14 protein-coding genes are annotated in these 17,212 nt (G+C 74.9%); 11 read left to right on the forward strand and 3 right to left on the reverse strand.

The window, feature by feature from the left end; all coding sequences use genetic code 11:
- The first annotated feature begins 35 nt into the window (after positions 1-35).
- Together ACIPYS_RS28965 and ACIPYS_RS28970 are read left to right on the forward strand one after the other, a co-directional pair.
- Positions 36-674, forward strand: coding sequence for an HD domain-containing protein (locus ACIPYS_RS28965; protein WP_400751451.1), 639 nt, complete (start codon positions 36-38; stop codon positions 672-674).
- Positions 675-842: 168 nt separating this feature from the next.
- On the forward strand, positions 843-1,241 hold the full coding sequence (locus ACIPYS_RS28970; protein ID WP_400751454.1) for a PLDc N-terminal domain-containing protein: 399 nt from the start codon (positions 843-845) through the stop codon (positions 1,239-1,241).
- A gap of 34 nt (positions 1,242-1,275) precedes the next feature.
- Here the strand turns inward: ACIPYS_RS28970 and ACIPYS_RS28975 are convergent, their stop codons facing one another.
- Positions 1,276-2,706: a hypothetical protein gene (locus ACIPYS_RS28975; protein WP_400751457.1), complete on the reverse strand. Its 1,431-nt coding sequence runs from the start codon at positions 2,704-2,706 to the stop codon at positions 1,276-1,278.
- A gap of 391 nt (positions 2,707-3,097) precedes the next feature.
- Here ACIPYS_RS28975 and ACIPYS_RS28980 point away from each other — a divergent pair, with 391 nt between their 5' ends.
- The 3 genes from ACIPYS_RS28980 (at position 3,098) to ACIPYS_RS28990 (ending at position 5,537) form a co-directional block, all read left to right on the forward strand.
- Positions 3,098-3,583, forward strand: coding sequence for a DUF6325 family protein (locus ACIPYS_RS28980; protein ID WP_231978104.1), 486 nt, complete (start codon positions 3,098-3,100; stop codon positions 3,581-3,583).
- 65 nt (positions 3,584-3,648) lie between these two features.
- Positions 3,649-3,939, forward strand: coding sequence for an SHOCT domain-containing protein (locus tag ACIPYS_RS28985; protein ID WP_093864042.1), 291 nt, complete (start codon positions 3,649-3,651; stop codon positions 3,937-3,939).
- Positions 3,940-3,941: 2 nt separating this feature from the next.
- Entirely contained in the window at positions 3,942-5,537 is a 1,596-nt protein-coding gene (locus ACIPYS_RS28990; RefSeq protein ID WP_400751462.1) for an MFS transporter, read from the forward strand.
- 96 nt (positions 5,538-5,633) lie between these two features.
- On the opposite strand, the gene ACIPYS_RS28995 is transcribed toward ACIPYS_RS28990, so the two are convergent.
- A complete protein-coding gene (locus ACIPYS_RS28995; protein WP_093864040.1) occupies positions 5,634-6,167 on the reverse strand; it encodes a hypothetical protein in 534 nt (177 codons plus the stop codon).
- A gap of 308 nt (positions 6,168-6,475) precedes the next feature.
- Between ACIPYS_RS28995 and ACIPYS_RS29000 the strand changes: the two genes are divergently transcribed.
- Positions 6,476-9,304, forward strand: coding sequence for a LuxR C-terminal-related transcriptional regulator (locus ACIPYS_RS29000; protein ID WP_400751466.1), 2,829 nt, complete (start codon positions 6,476-6,478; stop codon positions 9,302-9,304).
- A 21-nt stretch (positions 9,305-9,325) separates the two neighbouring features.
- Here ACIPYS_RS29000 and ACIPYS_RS29005 read toward each other — a convergent pair whose 3' ends face one another.
- Complete coding sequence (locus ACIPYS_RS29005) at positions 9,326-9,526, reverse strand: hypothetical protein (protein WP_093864038.1); 201 nt, start codon at positions 9,524-9,526, stop codon at positions 9,326-9,328.
- Positions 9,527-9,751: 225 nt separating this feature from the next.
- Here ACIPYS_RS29005 and ACIPYS_RS29010 point away from each other — a divergent pair, with 225 nt between their 5' ends.
- The 5 genes from ACIPYS_RS29010 to ACIPYS_RS29030 all read left to right on the forward strand — a co-directional run bounded on the left by ACIPYS_RS29010 (position 9,752) and on the right by ACIPYS_RS29030 (position 17,139).
- The gene (locus tag ACIPYS_RS29010; protein ID WP_400751469.1) at positions 9,752-11,593 is read left to right on the forward strand and encodes a glycoside hydrolase family 15 protein; all 1,842 of its coding nucleotides are present in this window, start codon (positions 9,752-9,754) and stop codon (positions 11,591-11,593) included.
- Positions 11,594-11,665: 72 nt separating this feature from the next.
- Complete coding sequence (locus ACIPYS_RS29015; protein ID WP_400751472.1) at positions 11,666-13,066, forward strand: MFS transporter; 1,401 nt, start codon at positions 11,666-11,668, stop codon at positions 13,064-13,066.
- Between the two features lie 221 nt (positions 13,067-13,287).
- Positions 13,288-15,378, forward strand: coding sequence for a discoidin domain-containing protein (locus ACIPYS_RS29020; protein WP_093864037.1), 2,091 nt, complete (start codon positions 13,288-13,290; stop codon positions 15,376-15,378).
- Positions 15,379-15,565: 187 nt separating this feature from the next.
- On the forward strand, positions 15,566-15,973 hold the full coding sequence (locus ACIPYS_RS29025) for a YciI family protein (RefSeq protein WP_093865433.1): 408 nt from the start codon (positions 15,566-15,568) through the stop codon (positions 15,971-15,973).
- A gap of 8 nt (positions 15,974-15,981) precedes the next feature.
- Complete coding sequence (locus ACIPYS_RS29030) at positions 15,982-17,139, forward strand: RNA polymerase sigma factor (protein WP_400751661.1); 1,158 nt, start codon at positions 15,982-15,984, stop codon at positions 17,137-17,139.
- Positions 17,140-17,212: the final 73 nt, after the last annotated feature.

A 17,212-nucleotide genomic window follows, 5' to 3' on the forward strand; every position in this document is an offset into this window, starting at 1 on the left:
ACTTCCGGACGTAGCAAGGGAATGGGGAAGTCGAGATGATCGAGACCATCGCCGGAGTCCGGGTCCCGGACAGCGCCCTGGCCCGGCAGGCGACCGAGCTGGTGCGGGACGCCGCCTCGCCGCTGCTGTTCGACCACTCCCGCCGGGTGTTCCTGTTCGGGGCGCTGCGCGGCGCCGAACAGCGGCTGGACTTCGACCCCGAGCTGCTCTACGTCGGGGCGATGTTCCACGACCTCGGGCTGACCGCGCGGTTCGCCCGGACCGACCGGCGGTTCGAGATCGACGGCGCCGAGGAGGCGCGGCGGTTCCTGCACGCCCACGGCATCACCGGCGAGCCGGCCGACCGGGTGTGGACGGCGATCGCCCTGCACACCACCCCGGAGGTCCCGTTGCACATGGCACCCGAGATCGCGCTGGTCACCCGGGGTGTGGAGCTGGACGTCCTCGGCATCGGCTACCACGCCGTGAGCGACGAGCAGCGCGCCGCCGTCACGGCCGCGCACCCCCGGCCGGACTTCAAGAACCGGATCCTCGCCGCGTTCACCGAGGGCATCAGGGACCGCCCGGCCACCACCTTCGGCAACGTCAAGACCGATGTCCTGGCGCACTTCGTCCCGGGCTTCGAACGGGGCGACTTCGTCGAGGTGATCCTCGGCTCGGACTGGCCCGAGTGAGGCCGGCGCCCGCAGGGTGAGCCGGGCGGAGCCCCGGGGCGCCCGCGCCGGTCCCCGCCTCACCCGCCCCGGGTGGTGCGCGCCCGGGCGGCGGGCGTCACCGTGGGCCACGGGGGGTCGGACCCCGGTGCCCGGTGGCCCGGTCGGCTCGCACTCCGGAGGCAGGCGATGGACGACTACCCACTGCTGAACATCTTCCTCACGACCATGTGGATCTTCCTGTGGATCCTCTGGTTCATGCTCCTGTTCCGGGTGTTCGGGGACCTCTTCCGGGACGACTCGGTCGGCGGCTGGGGCAAGGCCGGCTGGTGCGTACTGCTGATCCTGCTGCCGTTCCTGGGCGTGTTCGTCTACCTGATCGCCCGGGGCAAGGGCATGGGGATGCGGGAGGCGGCCCGGGTGAAGCAGGCGGACGCCGAGTTCCGGGACTACGTGCGGGACGCGGCCGGGTCCGAGGCCAAGAAGCCCAGCGCCGCCGAGGAACTCGCCCGGCTGGCCGAGCTGCGGCGGGACGGCTCCATCACGGAGGACGAGTACCAGCGCGCCAAGGCGCTCGTGCTGGAGTGACCGGGGACGGGCCCGGAGTCCGGCGCCCGGTCCGTCAGGGGCCCTGGGCCGTCACGGTCGGGGGACCCGGCGGTGCGGGCGGCACCGGCGGGGTCGGCGGCCCCGGGGGCGGCCCGGGGGCGGGCGGCGGCTCGGCCGGAGCGGCGGTCCGGTAGGCGGGGGCGAGGAACTCCCGGACCGCGAACGCCGCCAGCACGACCACGGCGAACCAGAACACCACCATCGCCGTCGGGTGGTCCCAGAACGCGAACAGCACGGCGGCGACGACCAGGATCGCCACGCCCGTCCAGCGCTTGTAGCGGCGGACGAAGCGCTCCGCCGGACCCGCCCGGAAACCCGCCGAGTCGGCCGCCGAACGCAGCGCCGCCACCCCGTGCCCGGCCACCGAACGCACGGTGACGGCGGCCCTCGAGGGGCCGACGAGGAACGCGCCGAGCGCCACCACCAGGGCCAGGAAGCCGACCACCCGCACCGAGGTGCGCAGATAGGTCACCAGCGCGTCGTAGACGGCGCCGGCCGCGGCGGGCGAGGCGTCGGTGGGCAGGTGGTCCAGGAAGTAGGAGCGGAACACCGTCAGGGCGAGGCCGAGCAGCAGCATCGCCGCCGCGATGCCGAGAGCGGCGCCGGCCAGCGCGCGGCGGCGGTTGACGGCCGTGAACACCGCGCCCGCCGCGACCAGGACCGTGATCACCGGCATCCACCAGCCGAGGATCTCCAGCAGCCGGAAGCCGCCGCGGATCTTGGCGAGGTCGGGCGAGGAGAACACCACGAACTCGGTGTGCACCTCCGGGATCTTGGCGGCGGGCGCGAACCCGGCCTGGACCAGGGCGGTCTTCACCCGGTCCACCATCGGCCCGATGTCGATCACGACCTCGTCGTTCTTCAGCACCACCGCGCCACCGCCCTCGCCGGTCAGGGCCTTGACCATGGTGGCGTGCCCGGCCCGGACCGCCTCCTCCCAGACGGTGGCGAAGGCGTCGCTGGTGACCACCCGCTCGGCGGCGGCGTGCACCAGGTTCGTCAGCGCCCCCTCCAGCGGGCCGGTCAGACCGCCCAGCAGCTGGGCCAGCCGGGGCGGCACACCCTGCTCGGCGGCGGCCTGGGACAGGTCGTTCACCAGGGACTTGACGTCGACCTGCTCGGTCGCGGCGTCGGTGATCCGGTTGGCCAGGGCGTTCTGCACGTCGGGGTTGTGGGCCAGCGGCGCCATGGTGGCGACGAACCGGTCGGTGTCGGTGATCTCGTCGTGGGCCCAGACCGCGACGACCGCCAGCAGCGACAGCACCGACGCGACCACCACCAGGACCACCGAGCCGGTGGTGCGCAGCCGGTGGTGCTCCTTCCTGGTCCGGGCGTCCGCCTCCAGCTCGGCGACCCGGCGGTGCAGCGCGTCCAGTTCGACGCTGTCCGGGCGGCCGGGCTGCGCGGGGCCTGGCTGCGCGGGGCCGGGCTCGGTCGGTGGCATGGGCGGGACTCCTCGTCCTGGGCGGCCCGGGGTCAGGGGGCGCCCCGGGCGGACCGGTGGCGCCGGGAGGCGCGAACACCGGTGCACCCAGCCAAGGGCCCGGCGCGGCGCTCGGCGAGCAGGGCTGACCCAGCGGGGTGACCCGGGGCGGTACCGGGCGCCGCCCGACGGCCGGTACCGGAGCCCCGCAACTCCGTAACTCCGGCACCCCGGCGATCCGCTGCTCCGGCAACCCGGCACCCCGCTTCACCGTCACCCCGAACAGGTGAGCCGGTGGCCCGGGACGGCGGGTTAGCGTCGCTCCGGGTAGGTGTCCGGGCGGCGCCCGGACCGGCCCCCGACCGGCGCCCCCGACCGGCCGGACCGCACCCGCACGCCAGGAGGAGCCGACGTGAGCAACGCACCCGATGCGCCCGGTGGGGCGGACGAATCCGAACCGGTGGACCTCGGCCCCATCGACTACCTGGTGATCGCGTTCCCCGGCAGCCACCTCAGCGGCGAGGGCCTGCCGCTGCTCGTCGACCTGGTCGATCGCGACATCGTCCGGATCCTCGACCTGATCTTCGTCCGCAAGGACGAGGACGGCACGGTCACCGCCGTCGAACTGGCCGACGTGGACGGCGACGGGGTCCTCGACCTGACGGTCTTCGAGGGCGCCTCCTCCGGTCTGCTCGGGGACGCCGACGTCACCGAGGCCGGCCTGCTCCTGGAGCCCGGCGACTCCGCCGTGGTGCTCCTCTACGAGAACCGGTGGGCGGCCCCGCTGGCCGCCGCCCTGCGGCGGGCGGACGCCCGCATGGTCGCCAGTGGCCGCGTCCCGGTCCAGGACCTCCTGGAGGTGCTGGACGCGCTGGAGGAGCTCGACGCCACCGGCTGACCCCGCCCGGCCCCACCCCCCGGCCCCACTCCACCCCCGATCTCCCTCACCCCAGGCAGGAAGCCATGCCCGGACTGCTACGTGGCGTCGCCCGCACCGCGGTCGTCGCCGGAACGGCCACCGCCGTCTCCAACCGAGTCTCCCGTCGCCAGGCCGGCCGCTGGGCGAGGCAGGAGTCCTACGCCGAACCCGCCCCCGCCGCCCAGGCCGCGCCCCCGCCGGTCGCCGCGGCGCCCGCCCCGGCGACCATGGAGGAGAAGCTGGACCAGCTCAAGGACCTCGCGACGCTCAAGGAGCAGGGGGTCCTCACCGAGGAGGAGTTCGCCGCGCAGAAGGCCCGGATCCTCGGCAGCTGACCATGGCGAACCGCTGGAAGCCCCTCGTCGTCCTCGGCACCGCCCAGTTCCTGATGGTGCTGGACGCCTCGGTGATGAACGTCTCGATCAGCCAGCTGGTCGAGGACTTCGACACCGAGGTGACCGCCATCCAGGCCGTCATCACCCTGTACACCCTGGTGATGGCGGCCTTCATGCTGACCGGCGGCAAGATCGGCGACATGTACGGGCGCCGCCGGGTCTTCGTGATCGGCCTGGCCGTGTACGCGGTCGGCTCGGGGCTGACCGCGGTGGCGCCCACGGTCGGGGTGCTCGCCCTCGGCTGGTCGGTCATCGAGGGTCTGGGGGCGGCCCTGGTGCTGCCCGCGCTCGCCGCCCTGGTGGCCGGCTCCTACTCCGGCCGCGACCGAGCCGTCGCCTACGGCGTGATCGGCGGCCTGGCGGGTGCGGGCATCGCGGTGGGCCCGCTGCTCGGCGGCTGGGTGACCACCTATCTGACCTGGCGGCTGGTGTTCGCCGGCGAAGTGGTGCTGGTCGTGACGATCCTGCTGCTGATGCGCTGGATACCGGCGCAGCCCCGGCCGACCGACCCGCCCCGGCTGGACCTGCTCGGCGTCGTGCTGTCCGCCACGGGCCTGGCCCTGATGGTGCTGGCCGTACTGCAGAGCGGCACCTGGGGCTGGGTCCGGCCGCGCAACCCGCCGTTCACCGTGCTCAGCTTCGCGCCGACCCTGTTCCTCGTCGCCCTCGGCGCCGCTCTGACCTACGCGTTCTGCGTCCACGAACGCCGGCGCGAGAGCCGGGGCCGCACGCCCCTGGTCTCGCTCGACCTGTTCGGCAACCGGACGCTGCGTTCGGGGCTGATCACCCTGTTCAACCAGAACACCGTCCTGCTGGGCCTGTTCTTCGTCATCCCGCTCTACCTCCAGGTCGTGCAGGGCCTGAACGCCTTCGAGACCGGCCTCCGGCTGCTGCCGGTGTCCGTGACGATGCTCGGCGCCTCGATGTCGGGCACCCTGCTGCTGCGCTTCGCCTCGCCCCGCACCGTCGCCAGGGCGGGTCTGCTGGTCCTGCTCGCCGCCACGCTGTGGCTGATCACGGCCATCGGACCGGACCTGCACGGCGCCTCCTTCGCCGGGGCGATGGCCCTGCTCGGCGTCGGGATGGGGATGCTCGCCTCGCAGCTCGGCAACACGGTGCAGTCCAGCGTGCTGCCGGAGGAGCGCAGCGAGGCCGGCGGACTGCAGTACACCTCGCAGAACCTCGGTTCCTCGCTCGGCACGGCGCTGATCGGGGCGATCCTGATCGGCGCCCTCGCGACCTCCGTGACCAGCCAGATCGAGAGCGACCCCCGGGTCTCGGGGGCCGTCGCGCAGCAGACCGCCGTGCATGTGGAGGCCGGCCTGTCCTTCGTCCCGGCCGACCAGGTGGCCGCCGCGCTGGCGGCGCGTCCGGACGTGCCGCCGGCGGAGGCGGCGGCCGTGGTGGAGAACTACCAGGACGCGCAGATCGACGGTCTCAAGGCCGCCGTGCTCGCCTGCTCCTGCATCACGGCCGGCGCGCTGCTGTTCACCGGCCGTCTGCCCGGCACCCGCCCGGGCCCGCGAACGGGCACGTGAGCGAGCGGCTGGACGGGCGCGGGAACGCGGGTGCGGACGAGCGCCCGGCCGTCCCGCCGAACGGGTGACGGGACCGCCCTGCCCCGGTGGCGCCGGTCAGTGGCCGACGACGACCTTGGCCGCGACGATGACCAGTCCCAGGACCAGGCTGACGGCGCCCTCGGCGACGACCTGGCGCGGTCGGGCGCCGGCCCGGTGGGCGCCCAGGGCGGCCCAGGCCACCTGCTGGGAGACCGCGACCGCCAGCGCGAGCCAGGCGTTCTCCCCCGCGCCCAGCCACGGGCTGACCAGGACCGCCAGCGCCGGCAGCGCCGCCGCCTCGACGATCGGCCACTCGTGCCGGCCCACCCGGCGCACCTGGCGGAACGTCACGTCCTTCCCCGCCTCCCGCTGGCCGGCGACGTGCGCGTAGACATGGGCGGCCCAGAAGACCAGCCCGGTGATGACCAGCAGCAGGACGAGCGACAGCCTCGGGTGGGACTCCTGCGCGCTGGACGCGGCGATCACGGAGGCCGCCAGCATCGAGCCGTAGACCGCGCCCGCGTAGTCGGTCCGCTTCTCCGGTGCGGCCGCGCCCGGTCCGGGCGGGCCGGGGGCGCGGCGACGGGGTGCCGGTCCGGGGTCGCTCACGGCGGCCTCCTGGGGGCTGTGCTCGGCCGGCGCGCCGAGTCCTTGCCGCGATCCTCGCCGCTCCCCGCCCGCCCGGCCACCTCCGGCCGGCCGGCGGGCGGGGCACCGGTGCCGACCTGCCCGGCCCGGGTCGGCACCCGGCTCGGCCCGGGTGGGCACGCGGCTCGGATGGCACCCGGCCTCGGGGCCGTACTACGGTCGAAGGGACGTTCCCCCCGGCGGTCCGGCGGCGCCCGTCGCCGGGGACCGCGTCCCGCATCACGCCCGGACGTGCCCTTCCGGGGGCGGAACCACCAGGCGGTGGCCCCATGCCGTACACCCGCGCAGCACCCGAACCGCTCTCCCGGACCGGGCACGCCTCCCCACCGGTACTCGCCCCCGCGCCCGCCGCCCCCGTCCCCGCGGCGGACCCCGTCCCCTCGGCGGACACCCTCCCGGAGGTCGCGGCCCCGCCCGCCCCGGCCCGGCTGCCCAACGGCGACCCGATGCTCGCCACCCGGGTCCGGCCGCCCCACCCGCCCGCCGCCGCCTTCCTGCACCGCGACCGCCTGCTCGGCCGCCTCGACGCGGCCGCGCTCCGCCCGGTGACCCTGGTCAACGGCCCGGCCGGGGCCGGCAAGACGCTGCTGGTCGCCGACTGGCTGGCCCGCGGCCGCCTCCCCGGCCCGGTGGGCTGGCTCACCCTGGAGCCGAGCGACAACCAGCCCGGCACCTTCTGGGCCTATGTCCGCGAGGCCCTGCAGACCGGGGTCGGCGGACTGCCGGCGGAGGTGGGCGCCCCCGCCCGGGCCGAGCACGTCGAGCCGTCCCTGCTGTTGCGGCTCGCCGCCTGGATCAACGCCCTACCCCGGCCGCTGGTACTGGTCCTGGACGAGTGCGAGCACCTCGACAACCTTCGGCTCGCCGAACAGCTGCACGACCTGGTCCGGCACACCGCCGGCCGGCTGCGGCTCGTCCTGGTCGGCCGCAGCGAACCGCTGCTGCCCCTGCACCGCTACCGGGCCGCGGGCGAGCTGGCCGAGATCCGGGCCGGCGAGCTCGCGCTGGACCGCGGCGAGACGGCCGCCGTGCTGGAACGGCACGGGCTGCGGGTCGGCCCGGCAGTCGTCGGGGCCGTGCACCACGCGCTGTCCGGCTGGACCGCCGGCGTCCGGCTGCTCGCCCTCGCCGCGCAGGACGCCGACGACCCCGAGGACTACCTCGGACGGATCGACGCCGGTCCCGCCGCGCTGGCGGACTTCCTGCTCGCCGAAGTGCTGCGGACCCAACCCGCGCCGACCCAGGACCTGCTGCTGCGCTGCAGCATCCTGGGCCGGGTCCACCCCGACCTCGCCGACGCGCTCACCGGCCGCCGCGACGGGCGGCGGATCCTGGAGCGGCTGCACCACGACAACGCCTTCACCGACGCCCTGCCCGACGGCTGGTACCGGCTGCACCCGATGTTCGCCGGGATCCTGCGCCTGCGCCTGCGCGCCGCCGCCCCGGAACGGGTCGACGAGCTCCGGGTGCGGGCCGCGCACTGGCTCGCCGGCCACGGGCAGTACCGGGCGGCGCTCGACCACGCGGCCGAGGCCGGGGACTGGGCGCTGGCCGCGCGGCTGCTGGTCGACGAGTACGCCGTCGGCGAGCTGCTGGCCGGGCGCGACGCGACCCGGCTGCGCGCGCTGTTCACCCGGATGCCGCCGACCGAGCACAGCCCGGCCGCCGAGCTGGTCCGGGCGGCCGTCCACCTCACCCGCGACGAGGCCGCCGGCGCGCTGCGGATCCTGGAGCGCGTCGAACCGCTGCTGCCTGCCGAGCGGACCCCGCTCCAGCTGGCCGCCGTCCTGGTGCGCACCGGCGCCGCGCGGCTGCTCGGCTCGGCCGCGCTCGCCGACCGGGCCGCCCGCCGGGCCGAGGAGCTCGGCCACCTGGTGCCCGCCGAGCTGCTGGCACGCCACCCCGAGCTGCTCACCCTGGTGGCCGCCGACCTCGGCTCGACGTTGCTCTGGCACGGGCGCCTGGACGAGGCCCGCCAGGCACTCGAACGCGCCGCGCGGGCGCCGCTCTCGCCCACCACCGCCCGGCTGCGCCACGACGCGCTGTGCCGGCTGGCGCTCATCGAACACCTGCGCGGCAGCCCGGGGCGGGCGGAGCGCCGGGTGCGCGAGGCTGACGAGGAGGCAGACCGGGCCAGTCTGCCGCCGGACAGCCGCACCGAGGTCCGGGACCTCGTACTGGCCGCCGTCGCCCTGGAGCGCGACGAGCCCGCCGAGGCCCGGACGGCGCTGAACCGGGCGGCCGGCGCTCGCACGCCGGGCCGGGACCCGGTGGTCGCGCTCGGCAACGCCGTGGTCCGGGCCGGGCTCCAGCTGGCCCGGGGCCGGCCCGACAGCGCGCTGCGGCTGCTGGAGGAGACCCGGCGGCACGGGCTCGGGGAGCGCGCCTCCGACTGGAGCCGCGAACGCCTCGCCGTCACGGCCTGCGCCGCGCACCTGGCCGCCGGACGGCCGGAGGAGGCCGTCGCGGCCCTGGACGACGTGCCGGTCCGGACGCCCGGGTCCCTGGTGGTGGCCGCCCGGGCCCGGCTCGCGGCCGGCCGGGACGTGTCGGACACCCTGGCCGGGCTGCGGGCCCTGCGCGAGGACCCGGCCGTGGGCGGCGCGACCCGTGCCCGGGCACTTCTGCTGCTGGCGCAGGCCGAGCCGGACGGTCCGGACAGTGCCCGGCTGCTCACCGAGGCCCTCGCCGCCGCCGAGCCCGAGCGGCTGTGCCGCCCGTTCCGCGAGTCGGCGCCCTGGGTGCGCCGACGGCTGCGCGGACTCCCCCGGGTGGCGGCCGCCCACGGCTGGCTGCCGGCCGATCTGCGGCCGCCCGCCCGCGACCCGGCTCCGGGGCGGAAGGCGGACGCCGGGCCGGCGCCGGTCGCGGGAGGGCCGGTCGCGGGAGCGCCGGTCGAGCCGCTGACCGGCCGGGAGCGGGAGATCCTGCTCTGCGCCGCACGGCTGCTGTCGACCCAGGAGATCGCCGAGGAGCTGTACGTGTCGCCGAACACCGTCAAGACGCACCTCAAGAGCGTCAACCGCAAGCTCCGGACGGCCAGCCGCCGGGACGCGGTGCGCACCGCCACCCGGCTGCGGCTGCTCGACGCGCCCTGAGCCGGACCGGGCCCGAACGGCTCACTCGGGCAGCCGGCGCAGTTCCGTGACCGTCAGCCCGAGCGCCTGGAACCGGTTCAGCAGCCCGTACAGGTGGGCCTCGTCCACCACCTCGCCGACCAGCACCGTCTGGTCCGGGACGACCGCGCTCGCCAGCTCCGGGAAGCCCTCCCGGCGGGTCGTCTCCTGCAGTACGCCGGACACCCGGATCTCGTAGCGCATGGGGCCGGCTCCCTTCGCCTCGGCGGTGGCGTCCAGTCTCGCCGCCGCGCGGCGCCCGCCGCATCACCCCGGTGAGGTGAGCGTGCGGGGAGCGGACCGCCTCGGACGGACCGGTCGCTCGGGACCGGTCCGCCGGTCACCCACCGCGGGTGATCCGCCGTTCCGGCGGCGGTCCGTACGGTGGCGGCGCCGGCAGTCCCTCCGTCCGCCAGGGGAGTCCCCGTCATGAGTGCCTACCCCCCGATCGCCGAGCACGGTGTGATCGGCGACCTCCAGACCGCCGCCCTCGTCTCCACGGCGGGGGACATCGACTGGTGGTGCGCCCCGAGGTTCGACTCCCCCAGCCTGTTCGCCGCCCTGCTGGACGCCGCCGGGGGCGGCCGGTGCCGGCTCGCCGTCGACCGGGAGGCGTCGCCCGACGTCACGGTGAAGCAGCTGTACCTCGCCGGCACGGCGATCCTGGTCACCCGCTTCCTCTCCCCCGACGGGGTGGCGGAGGTGGTCGACTTCATGCTGCCCGACACCTCGCCGGCCCCGGGCGACCTGCACCGGATCGTCCGGACCGCCCGGGTGGTCCGCGGCCGGGTGCCGTTCCTCCTGGAGTGCCGGCCCCGGTTCGACTACGGGCGCGCCGACCACACCCTGTCCGTGCTCGACGACCGCGGCGTGCGTCTGCGCGGGCCCGGGCAGGACCTGTGCGTGCAGGCCACCGGGCCGGTGGTGCTGCGCCCGGACGGGGCCGACGCGACCGCCCGGTTCGTCCTGGAGGCGGGGGGAACGGCGACCGTGTGCCTGACCGCCCTGCCCTCCGGCGCCGAGCCGCCCGCGCCCCCGGACGACCGGACGGTCCGCGCGGCCTTCGACACCTGCCGCTCGTTCTGGTACGAGTGGCTCAGAGCGTCCACCTACCGGGGCCGCTGGCGGCAGATGGTGGACCGCTCGGCGATCACGCTGAAACTGCTCAGCTACCACCCGACCGGCGCCCCGATCGCCGCCGCGACCGCGGGCCTGCCGGAACAGGTCGGCGGCGAGCGGAACTGGGACTACCGCTACACCTGGATCCGTGACGCCTCGCTGTCCGTGCACACCCTGATCGGCCTCGGCTTCCGGGAGGAGGCCCAGGCCTTCCGCCACTGGGTCCGGGAGCGGATCGAGAGCGCCGGCGCCGAGCACGACGGCCTCCGGATCATGTACCGGGTGGACGGCGAACGCCTGCTGGGCGAGGAGACGCTGCCGCACTGGGAGGGCTACCGGGGTTCCGCCCCGGTGCGGATCGGCAACGGCGCCGCCGACCAGCTCCAGCTGGACATCTACGGCGAGGCGGCGTTCGCGTTCGCGGCCGGCGAGGGTGACGGCAACGGCGACATGGGGGCGCTGCGCGGCTGGGACGCCTTCCGCCGGATGGTCGACTGGCTGACCGAGCAGTGGGACCGCCCGGACGAGGGGATCTGGGAGACCCGGGGCGGCCGCCAGGACTTCACCTACAGCCGGCTGATGTGCTGGGTGGCGTTCGACCGGGCGATCCGGCTCGCCCGCGCCCACGCCCGCCCGGCGGACCTGGACCGCTGGACCTCCGAACGGGACGACATCCTGCGCCAGATCGTTCAGCGCGGCTGGAACCCCGAGCGCCGGGCGTTCACCCAGCACTACCGCACCGAGGTGCTCGACGCCTCGCTGCTGCTGATGCCCAAGGTCGGCTTCCTCTCCCCCACCGACCCGGACTGGCTGTCCACCCTGGACGCGATGGACCGCGAACTGGTCTGCGACAGCCTGGTCTACCGCTACGACCCGGCCGCCTCCCCCGACGGGCTGCGCGGCTCCGAGGGCACCTTCAACCTCTGCACCTTCCTCTATGTCGAGGCCATGGCCAGGGCCGGCCGGATCGAGCGGGCCCGGTACGCCTTCGACAAGATGCTCACCTACGCCAACCACGTCGGCCTGTTCGCGGAGGAGATCGGGCCCTCCGGTGAGCAACTGGGCAACTTCCCACAGGCGTTCACCCATCTCGCGCTGATCGACGCGGCCCTCGCGCTGGACGAGGAGCTCGACCGCCGGGGCATCGCCTGACCGGCCCTCCGCGGGCGGGCCGGCCCGCCCGCGGAGGGCCGGCGGAGCACGGGAGTTCGAAAGGAGCCCGGCATGACCACCGCCGCACCGGGGGCCGGCACGAGCACGGCGGGCGGGCGACGCGTCCTCGTCCCGCTGGCCCTGGCCCAGTTCATCTGCAGCTTCGCCGGCTCCAGCATGAACGTGATGATCAACGACATCAGCGCGGACCTCGGCACCACCGTCCAGGGCGTCCAGGTCGCCATCACCGTCTTCCTGCTCGTGATGGCCGCGCTGATGATCCCCGGCGGCAAGCTCACCGACCGCTGGGGCCGCAAGCGCTGCCTGATGCTCGGCCTCGCCGTCTACGGGGTCGGCGCGCTGCTCAGCGCGGCGGCGCCGGGGCTCGGCGTGCTGATCCTCGGCAACTCGGTACTGGAGGGCGTCGGCACCGCCCTGCTGATCCCGCCGGTCTACATCCTCACCACCCTGCTGTTCACCGGAACCGCCGCCCGGGCCAAGGCGTTCGGCGCCATCATGGCCCTGGGCGGCATCGGTGCGGCGGCGGGCCCGCTGATCGGCGGACTGCTGACCACCGCGATCGGCTGGCGCGCCAACTTCGGCTTCCAGGCCGTGGTGGTGGCGCTGATCCTCCTCCTCACCCGCACCCTCGAGGACCCGCTGCCGCCCGACCCCGACCGGCCGTTCGACGCCGTCGGCGCCGTGCTGTCGGCGGCGGGCCTGGTGCTGCTGGTCACCGGCATCCTCGCCGCGGACGACGACGTGTGGCTGATGACCGGTCTGCTGGCGGCCGGCGCGGCCGTGCTGGCCGGCTTCTTCGGCTGGATCCGCCGGCTGGAACGGTCGGGACGGGAACCGCTGCTGGCCACCTCGCTGTTCCGCGACCGCGTGTCCGATCTCGGTCTGGTCACCCAGAACGCGCAGTGGCTGGTGCTGATGGGCGTCTCGTTCACGGTCGGCGCGTACCTCCAGGTGGTCCGCGGCTACAGCGCCGTCGCCACCGGCGGCGTCTTCACCGCCGCCACCCTGGGCCTGCTCGCCTCCTCGCTCGGTGCCGAACGGCTGGCGGAACGGTGGTCCCAGCGCGCCCTGATCGTCACCGGCTTCGCGACGACCACCGCCGGCATCGTCGTCCTGCTGCTGCTGGTGCGCGCGGTCGACGACATCTGGGCCTTCACCCCCGGGCTGCTGCTGATCGGGCTGGGCCTGGGACTGATGCTCACGCCCTCGGTCAACGTGGTGCAGTCGGCGTTCCCCGACAGCCGGCAGGGCGAGATCTCCGGTCTGTCCCGCAGCGTCTCCAACCTCGGCTCCTCGCTGGGTACCGCCATCGCCGGCACGATCCTGGTCGCCGAACTCACCAACGGCGGCTACGCGGCGGCGATGATCGTCCTCGCCGTCTTCGGGGTCGTCGGCCTCGGCGCGGCGCTGTTCCTGCCGCACGACCGGCCGGCGGGCGCGCCCGGGCACTGAGCCCCGCCGGTGCCCGCGACGGGACCCTCGTCGGTGCGCTCGGCGAGGCCCGGCCGGTATTGGCACGAGCGGGTTGTGCCACGGCTATTGACGAAAAATCCAACAGTGGCGATTCTCGACCCACCGAGTACGCAGGACATGACAGCCCGCCCGGGCGGCGCGCCGTGCCGCGGGCTGGCGTCGTCCGCGTCGTCCGCCCGCCACCCGGAACTGGGGTGCACATGACGCGACTCCCCCACCCACGTCGTCCCCACGCACAGCGCTTCCCCGTCCGCCGCCGGATCGCCACCCTGATCGCCACGCTGCTCGCCCTGGTCGCCGCGGCCCTCGCCGCGCCGGCGCACGGCGCCACCGGGCCGAACTGGTGGGACCCGGTCGCCCGGCCCGCCCCCGATGCCGCGATCGGCGTCACCGGCGCGCCCTTCACCGGTACCGACGCCCAGGGCAAGGTCCGCGGCTTCGTCGACGCCCACGACCACATCATGGCCGCCGAGGGCTTCGGCGGCCGCCTCATCTGCGGCAAGGCCTTCTCCGAGGCCGGGGTCGAGGACGCCCTCAAGGACTGTCCGGAGCACTACCCCGACGGCTCCCTCGCCATCTTCGACCTCATCACCAAGGGCGGTGACGGCAAGCACGACCCGGTCGGCTGGCCGACCTTCAAGGACTGGCCGGCCCACGACTCGCTGACCCACCAGCAGAACTACTACGCCTGGATCGAGCGCGCCTGGCGCGGCGGCGAGCGGGTGCTGGTCAACGACCTGGTGACCAACGGCGTGATCTGCTCGGTCTACTTCTTCAAGGACCGCAGCTGCGACGAGATGACCGCGATCCGGCTGGAGGCCCAGAAGTCCTGGGACCTCCAGGCGTACGTCGACAAGATGTACGGCGGGCCCGGCAAGGGCTGGTTCCGGATCGTCACCGACAGCGCGCAGGCCCGCGAGGTCGTCAAGCAGGGCAAACTCGCCGTGGTCCTCGGCGTGGAGACCTCCGAGCCGTTCGGCTGCAAGCAGGTCCTGGACATCGCCCAGTGCAGCCGCGCGGACATCGACCGCGGCCTCGACGAGCTGTACGGGCTCGGCGTGCGCAGCATGTTCCTGTGCCACAAGTTCGACAACGCGCTGTGCGGCGTCCGGTTCGACGAGGGCGCGCTCGGCACGGCGATCAACGCCGGGCAGTTCCTGTCGACCGGCACCTTCTGGCAGACCGAGACCTGCCCCGGTCCGCAGCACGACAACCCGATCGGGCTGGCACCCACCCCCGCCTCGATCCAGCAGCAGCTGCCCGCCGGGGTCACCGTCCCCTCGTACGCCGGGGACGCACAGTGCAACACCAGGGGGCTGACCGAACTCGGCGAGTACGCCCTGCGCGGCATGATGCGGCGCGGCATGATGCTGGAACTCGACCACATGAGCGTCAAGGCCGCCGGCCGGGCCCTGGACATCCTGGAATCGCAGTCCTACCCGGGCGTCGTCTCCTCGCACAGCTGGATGGACCTCGGCTGGATGGAGCGGGTCTACAAGCTCGGCGGTTTCGTCGCCCAGTACATGAACGGCGCGGAGGCGTTCAGCGCGGAGGCGAAGCGCACCGACGCGCTGCGCGACAAGTACGGCGTCGGGTACGGCTACGGCACCGACATGAACGGCGTCGGCGGCTGGCCCGGCCCGCGCGGGGCCGACACCCCGAACCCGGTGCGCTACCCGTTCCGCACCGCCGACGGCGGCTCCCTGGTCGACCGCGCCACCGCGGGCAGCCGCACCTGGGACCTCAACACCGACGGGGCCGCGCACTACGGCCTGGTGCCGGACTGGATCGAGGACATCCGGCAGGTCGGCGGGCAGGGAGTGGTCGACGACCTGTTCCGGGGCGCGGAGTCCTACCTCACCACCCTCGGCGCCGCGGAGCACCACCAGGCGGCCGTCAACCTCGGCGTGGGGGCCACCGCCTCCGCCAGCTCCACCGAGTGGAACCCGTTCGTCAGCTACGCGGCGGACCGAGCGATCGACGGCAGCACGTCCAGCCGCTGGGCCAGCGACTGGAGCGACGACCAGTGGATCCAGCTCGACCTGTCCACCACCACCCTGGTCTCCCGGGTCACCCTGGACTGGGAGCGCGCCTACGCCAGGGCGTACCGGATCGAGGTCTCCACCAACGGCACCGACTGGCGGACCGTCTGGTCCACCACCTCCGGTGACGGCGGGCTGGACACCGCCCGGTTCCCCGGCGTCCCGGCGCGCTACGTCCGGGTGCACGGCGAGCAGCGGGCCACCTCGTGGGGGTACTCGCTGTACGACGTGGGCGTGTACCGGGCCTGACCTGCGTCGGGCCCGGGCCTGACCTGCGTCGGGCCCGTCCGGGGCGGGTCGCGCCGACCCGCCCCGGACGGGCCCGCGAGGATTCCGGAAAAATCTTCGGCGACGGTGTCGAGAACCGCCGGCCTGCTCCGTCCCAGGGGTGAGCGCGGCCAGAATGGGCCGCACCACCCCCGAGGAGAGGGTCATCATGGCCAAGTACCTGCTGCTGAAGCACTACCGCGGCGCGCCGGAGCCCGTCAACAACGTGCCGATGGACCGCTGGACGCCGGAGGAGGTGTCGGCCCACATCCAGTACATGAACGACTTCGCCGCCGCACTGGAGAAGACCGGCGAGTTCGTCGACGGCCAGGCGCTCGCCCCCGAGGGCACCTGGGTGCGGTACGACGGCGAGGGCCGCCCGCCGGTCACCGACGGCCCGTTCGCGGAGACCAAGGACCTCATCGCGGGCTGGATGGTGATCGACGTCGACAGCTACGAGCGCGCCGTCGAGCTGGCCGGCGAGCTGTCCGCCGCCCCCGGCGCGGGCGGCCGGCCGATCCACGAGTGGCTGGAGCTGCGTCCCTTCTACGGCGTCGCGCCCACCGTCACCGAGTGACCGTTCCCATGGACGAGGCACTGCTCCGCGGTCTCACCCCGGGTGTGCTCGGCGTCCTCGTCCGCCGCGGAGCCGACTTCGCGGCGGCCGAGGACGCCGTCCAGGACGCGCTGGTCGAGGCGCTGCGGGTCTGGCCCGAGGACCCGCCGCGCGATCCGAAGGGCTGGCTGGTCACGGTCGCCTGGCGGAAGTTCCTGGACGCCTCCCGGGCGGACACGGCCCGGCGCCGGCGCGAGGACCGGGCCGAGGAGGAGCCCGCGCCGGGGCCGGTGGCCGAGGCCGACGACACGCTCCGGCTGTACTTCCTGTGCGCCCACCCCTCGCTGTCGCCCGCCTCGGCGGTCGCGCTCACCCTGCGCGCCGTCGGCGGGCTCACCACCCGGCAGATCGCCCGCGCCTACCTGGTGCCCGAGGCGACCATGGCGCAGCGGATCAGCCGGGCCAAGCGCACCGTGTCCGGGGTGCGGCTGGACCGCCCCGGCGACGTCGCGACCGTGCTGCGGGTGCTCTACCTGGTGTTCAACGAGGGCTACTCGGGGGACGTCGACCTCGCCGCCGAGGCGATCCGGCTCACCCGGCAGCTGGCGGCCGGGGTGGACCATCCGGAGGTGGCGGGGCTGCTGGCGCTGATGCTGCTGCACCATGCCCGGCGGGCGGCCCGGACGACGCCGGACGGCGCGCTGGTGCCGCTCGCCGAGCAGGACCGCTCCCGGTGGGACACCACGGCGATCGCCGAGGGCGTCGCGGTGCTCCAGGGCGCGCTGGCCCGCGACCGCCTAGGCGAGTTCCAGGCGCAGGCGGCGGTCGCGGCGCTGCACGCGGACGCGCCGACGGCCGGGGAGACGGACTGGGTGCAGATCGTCGAGTGGTACGACGAGTTGCTGGGGCTGACCGGCAGTCCGGTGGTGGCGCTGAACCGCGCGGTCGCCGTCGGCGAGGCGGACGGGCCGCGCGCGGGGCTGGCGGCGCTCGCGGGCGTCGATGCGGCGGTGCCGCGCCGCGCGGCGGCGGCGGCCTATCTGCACGAGCGCGCGGGCGACCGGGCGACGGCGGCGGGCCTGTACGCGGAGGCGGCCCAGGCGGCGTCCAGCCTCGCCGAGCGGGACCATCTGACCCGCCAGGCCGCCCGGCTGAACACGGCGTCGGGCGGGGGCGACCGCCCCTGAAGTGATTGCACTCGCGGACTAACGGCCCTGGCCGGTATTTCCTCCGATGACTTATCCTGGAACGGTCACCCCC

The organism is Kitasatospora sp. NPDC089913 (assembly GCF_044748625.1).
In the GTDB taxonomy this organism is placed as follows: domain Bacteria; phylum Actinomycetota; class Actinomycetes; order Streptomycetales; family Streptomycetaceae; genus Kitasatospora.

Coding starts and splice junctions, on each gene's coding strand:
- ACIPYS_RS29025 (WP_093865433.1), top strand. CDS start 15,566: ATGGCCAAGTACCTGCTGCTGAAGCACTACCGCGGCGCGCCGGAGCCC.
- ACIPYS_RS29010 (WP_400751469.1), top strand. CDS start 9,752: ATGAGTGCCTACCCCCCGATCGCCGAGCACGGTGTGATCGGCGACCTC.
- ACIPYS_RS29020 (WP_093864037.1), top strand. CDS start 13,288: ATGACGCGACTCCCCCACCCACGTCGTCCCCACGCACAGCGCTTCCCC.
- ACIPYS_RS29000 (WP_400751466.1), top strand. CDS start 6,476: ATGCCGTACACCCGCGCAGCACCCGAACCGCTCTCCCGGACCGGGCAC.
- ACIPYS_RS28990 (WP_400751462.1), top strand. CDS start 3,942: ATGGCGAACCGCTGGAAGCCCCTCGTCGTCCTCGGCACCGCCCAGTTC.
- ACIPYS_RS28975 (WP_400751457.1), bottom strand. CDS start 2,706: ATGCCACCGACCGAGCCCGGCCCCGCGCAGCCAGGCCCCGCGCAGCCC.
- ACIPYS_RS29015 (WP_400751472.1), top strand. CDS start 11,666: ATGACCACCGCCGCACCGGGGGCCGGCACGAGCACGGCGGGCGGGCGA.
- ACIPYS_RS29030 (WP_400751661.1), top strand. CDS start 15,982: ATGGACGAGGCACTGCTCCGCGGTCTCACCCCGGGTGTGCTCGGCGTC.
- ACIPYS_RS28970 (WP_400751454.1), top strand. CDS start 843: ATGGACGACTACCCACTGCTGAACATCTTCCTCACGACCATGTGGATC.
- ACIPYS_RS29005 (WP_093864038.1), bottom strand. CDS start 9,526: ATGCGCTACGAGATCCGGGTGTCCGGCGTACTGCAGGAGACGACCCGC.
- ACIPYS_RS28965 (WP_400751451.1), top strand. CDS start 36: ATGATCGAGACCATCGCCGGAGTCCGGGTCCCGGACAGCGCCCTGGCC.
- ACIPYS_RS28985 (WP_093864042.1), top strand. CDS start 3,649: ATGCCCGGACTGCTACGTGGCGTCGCCCGCACCGCGGTCGTCGCCGGA.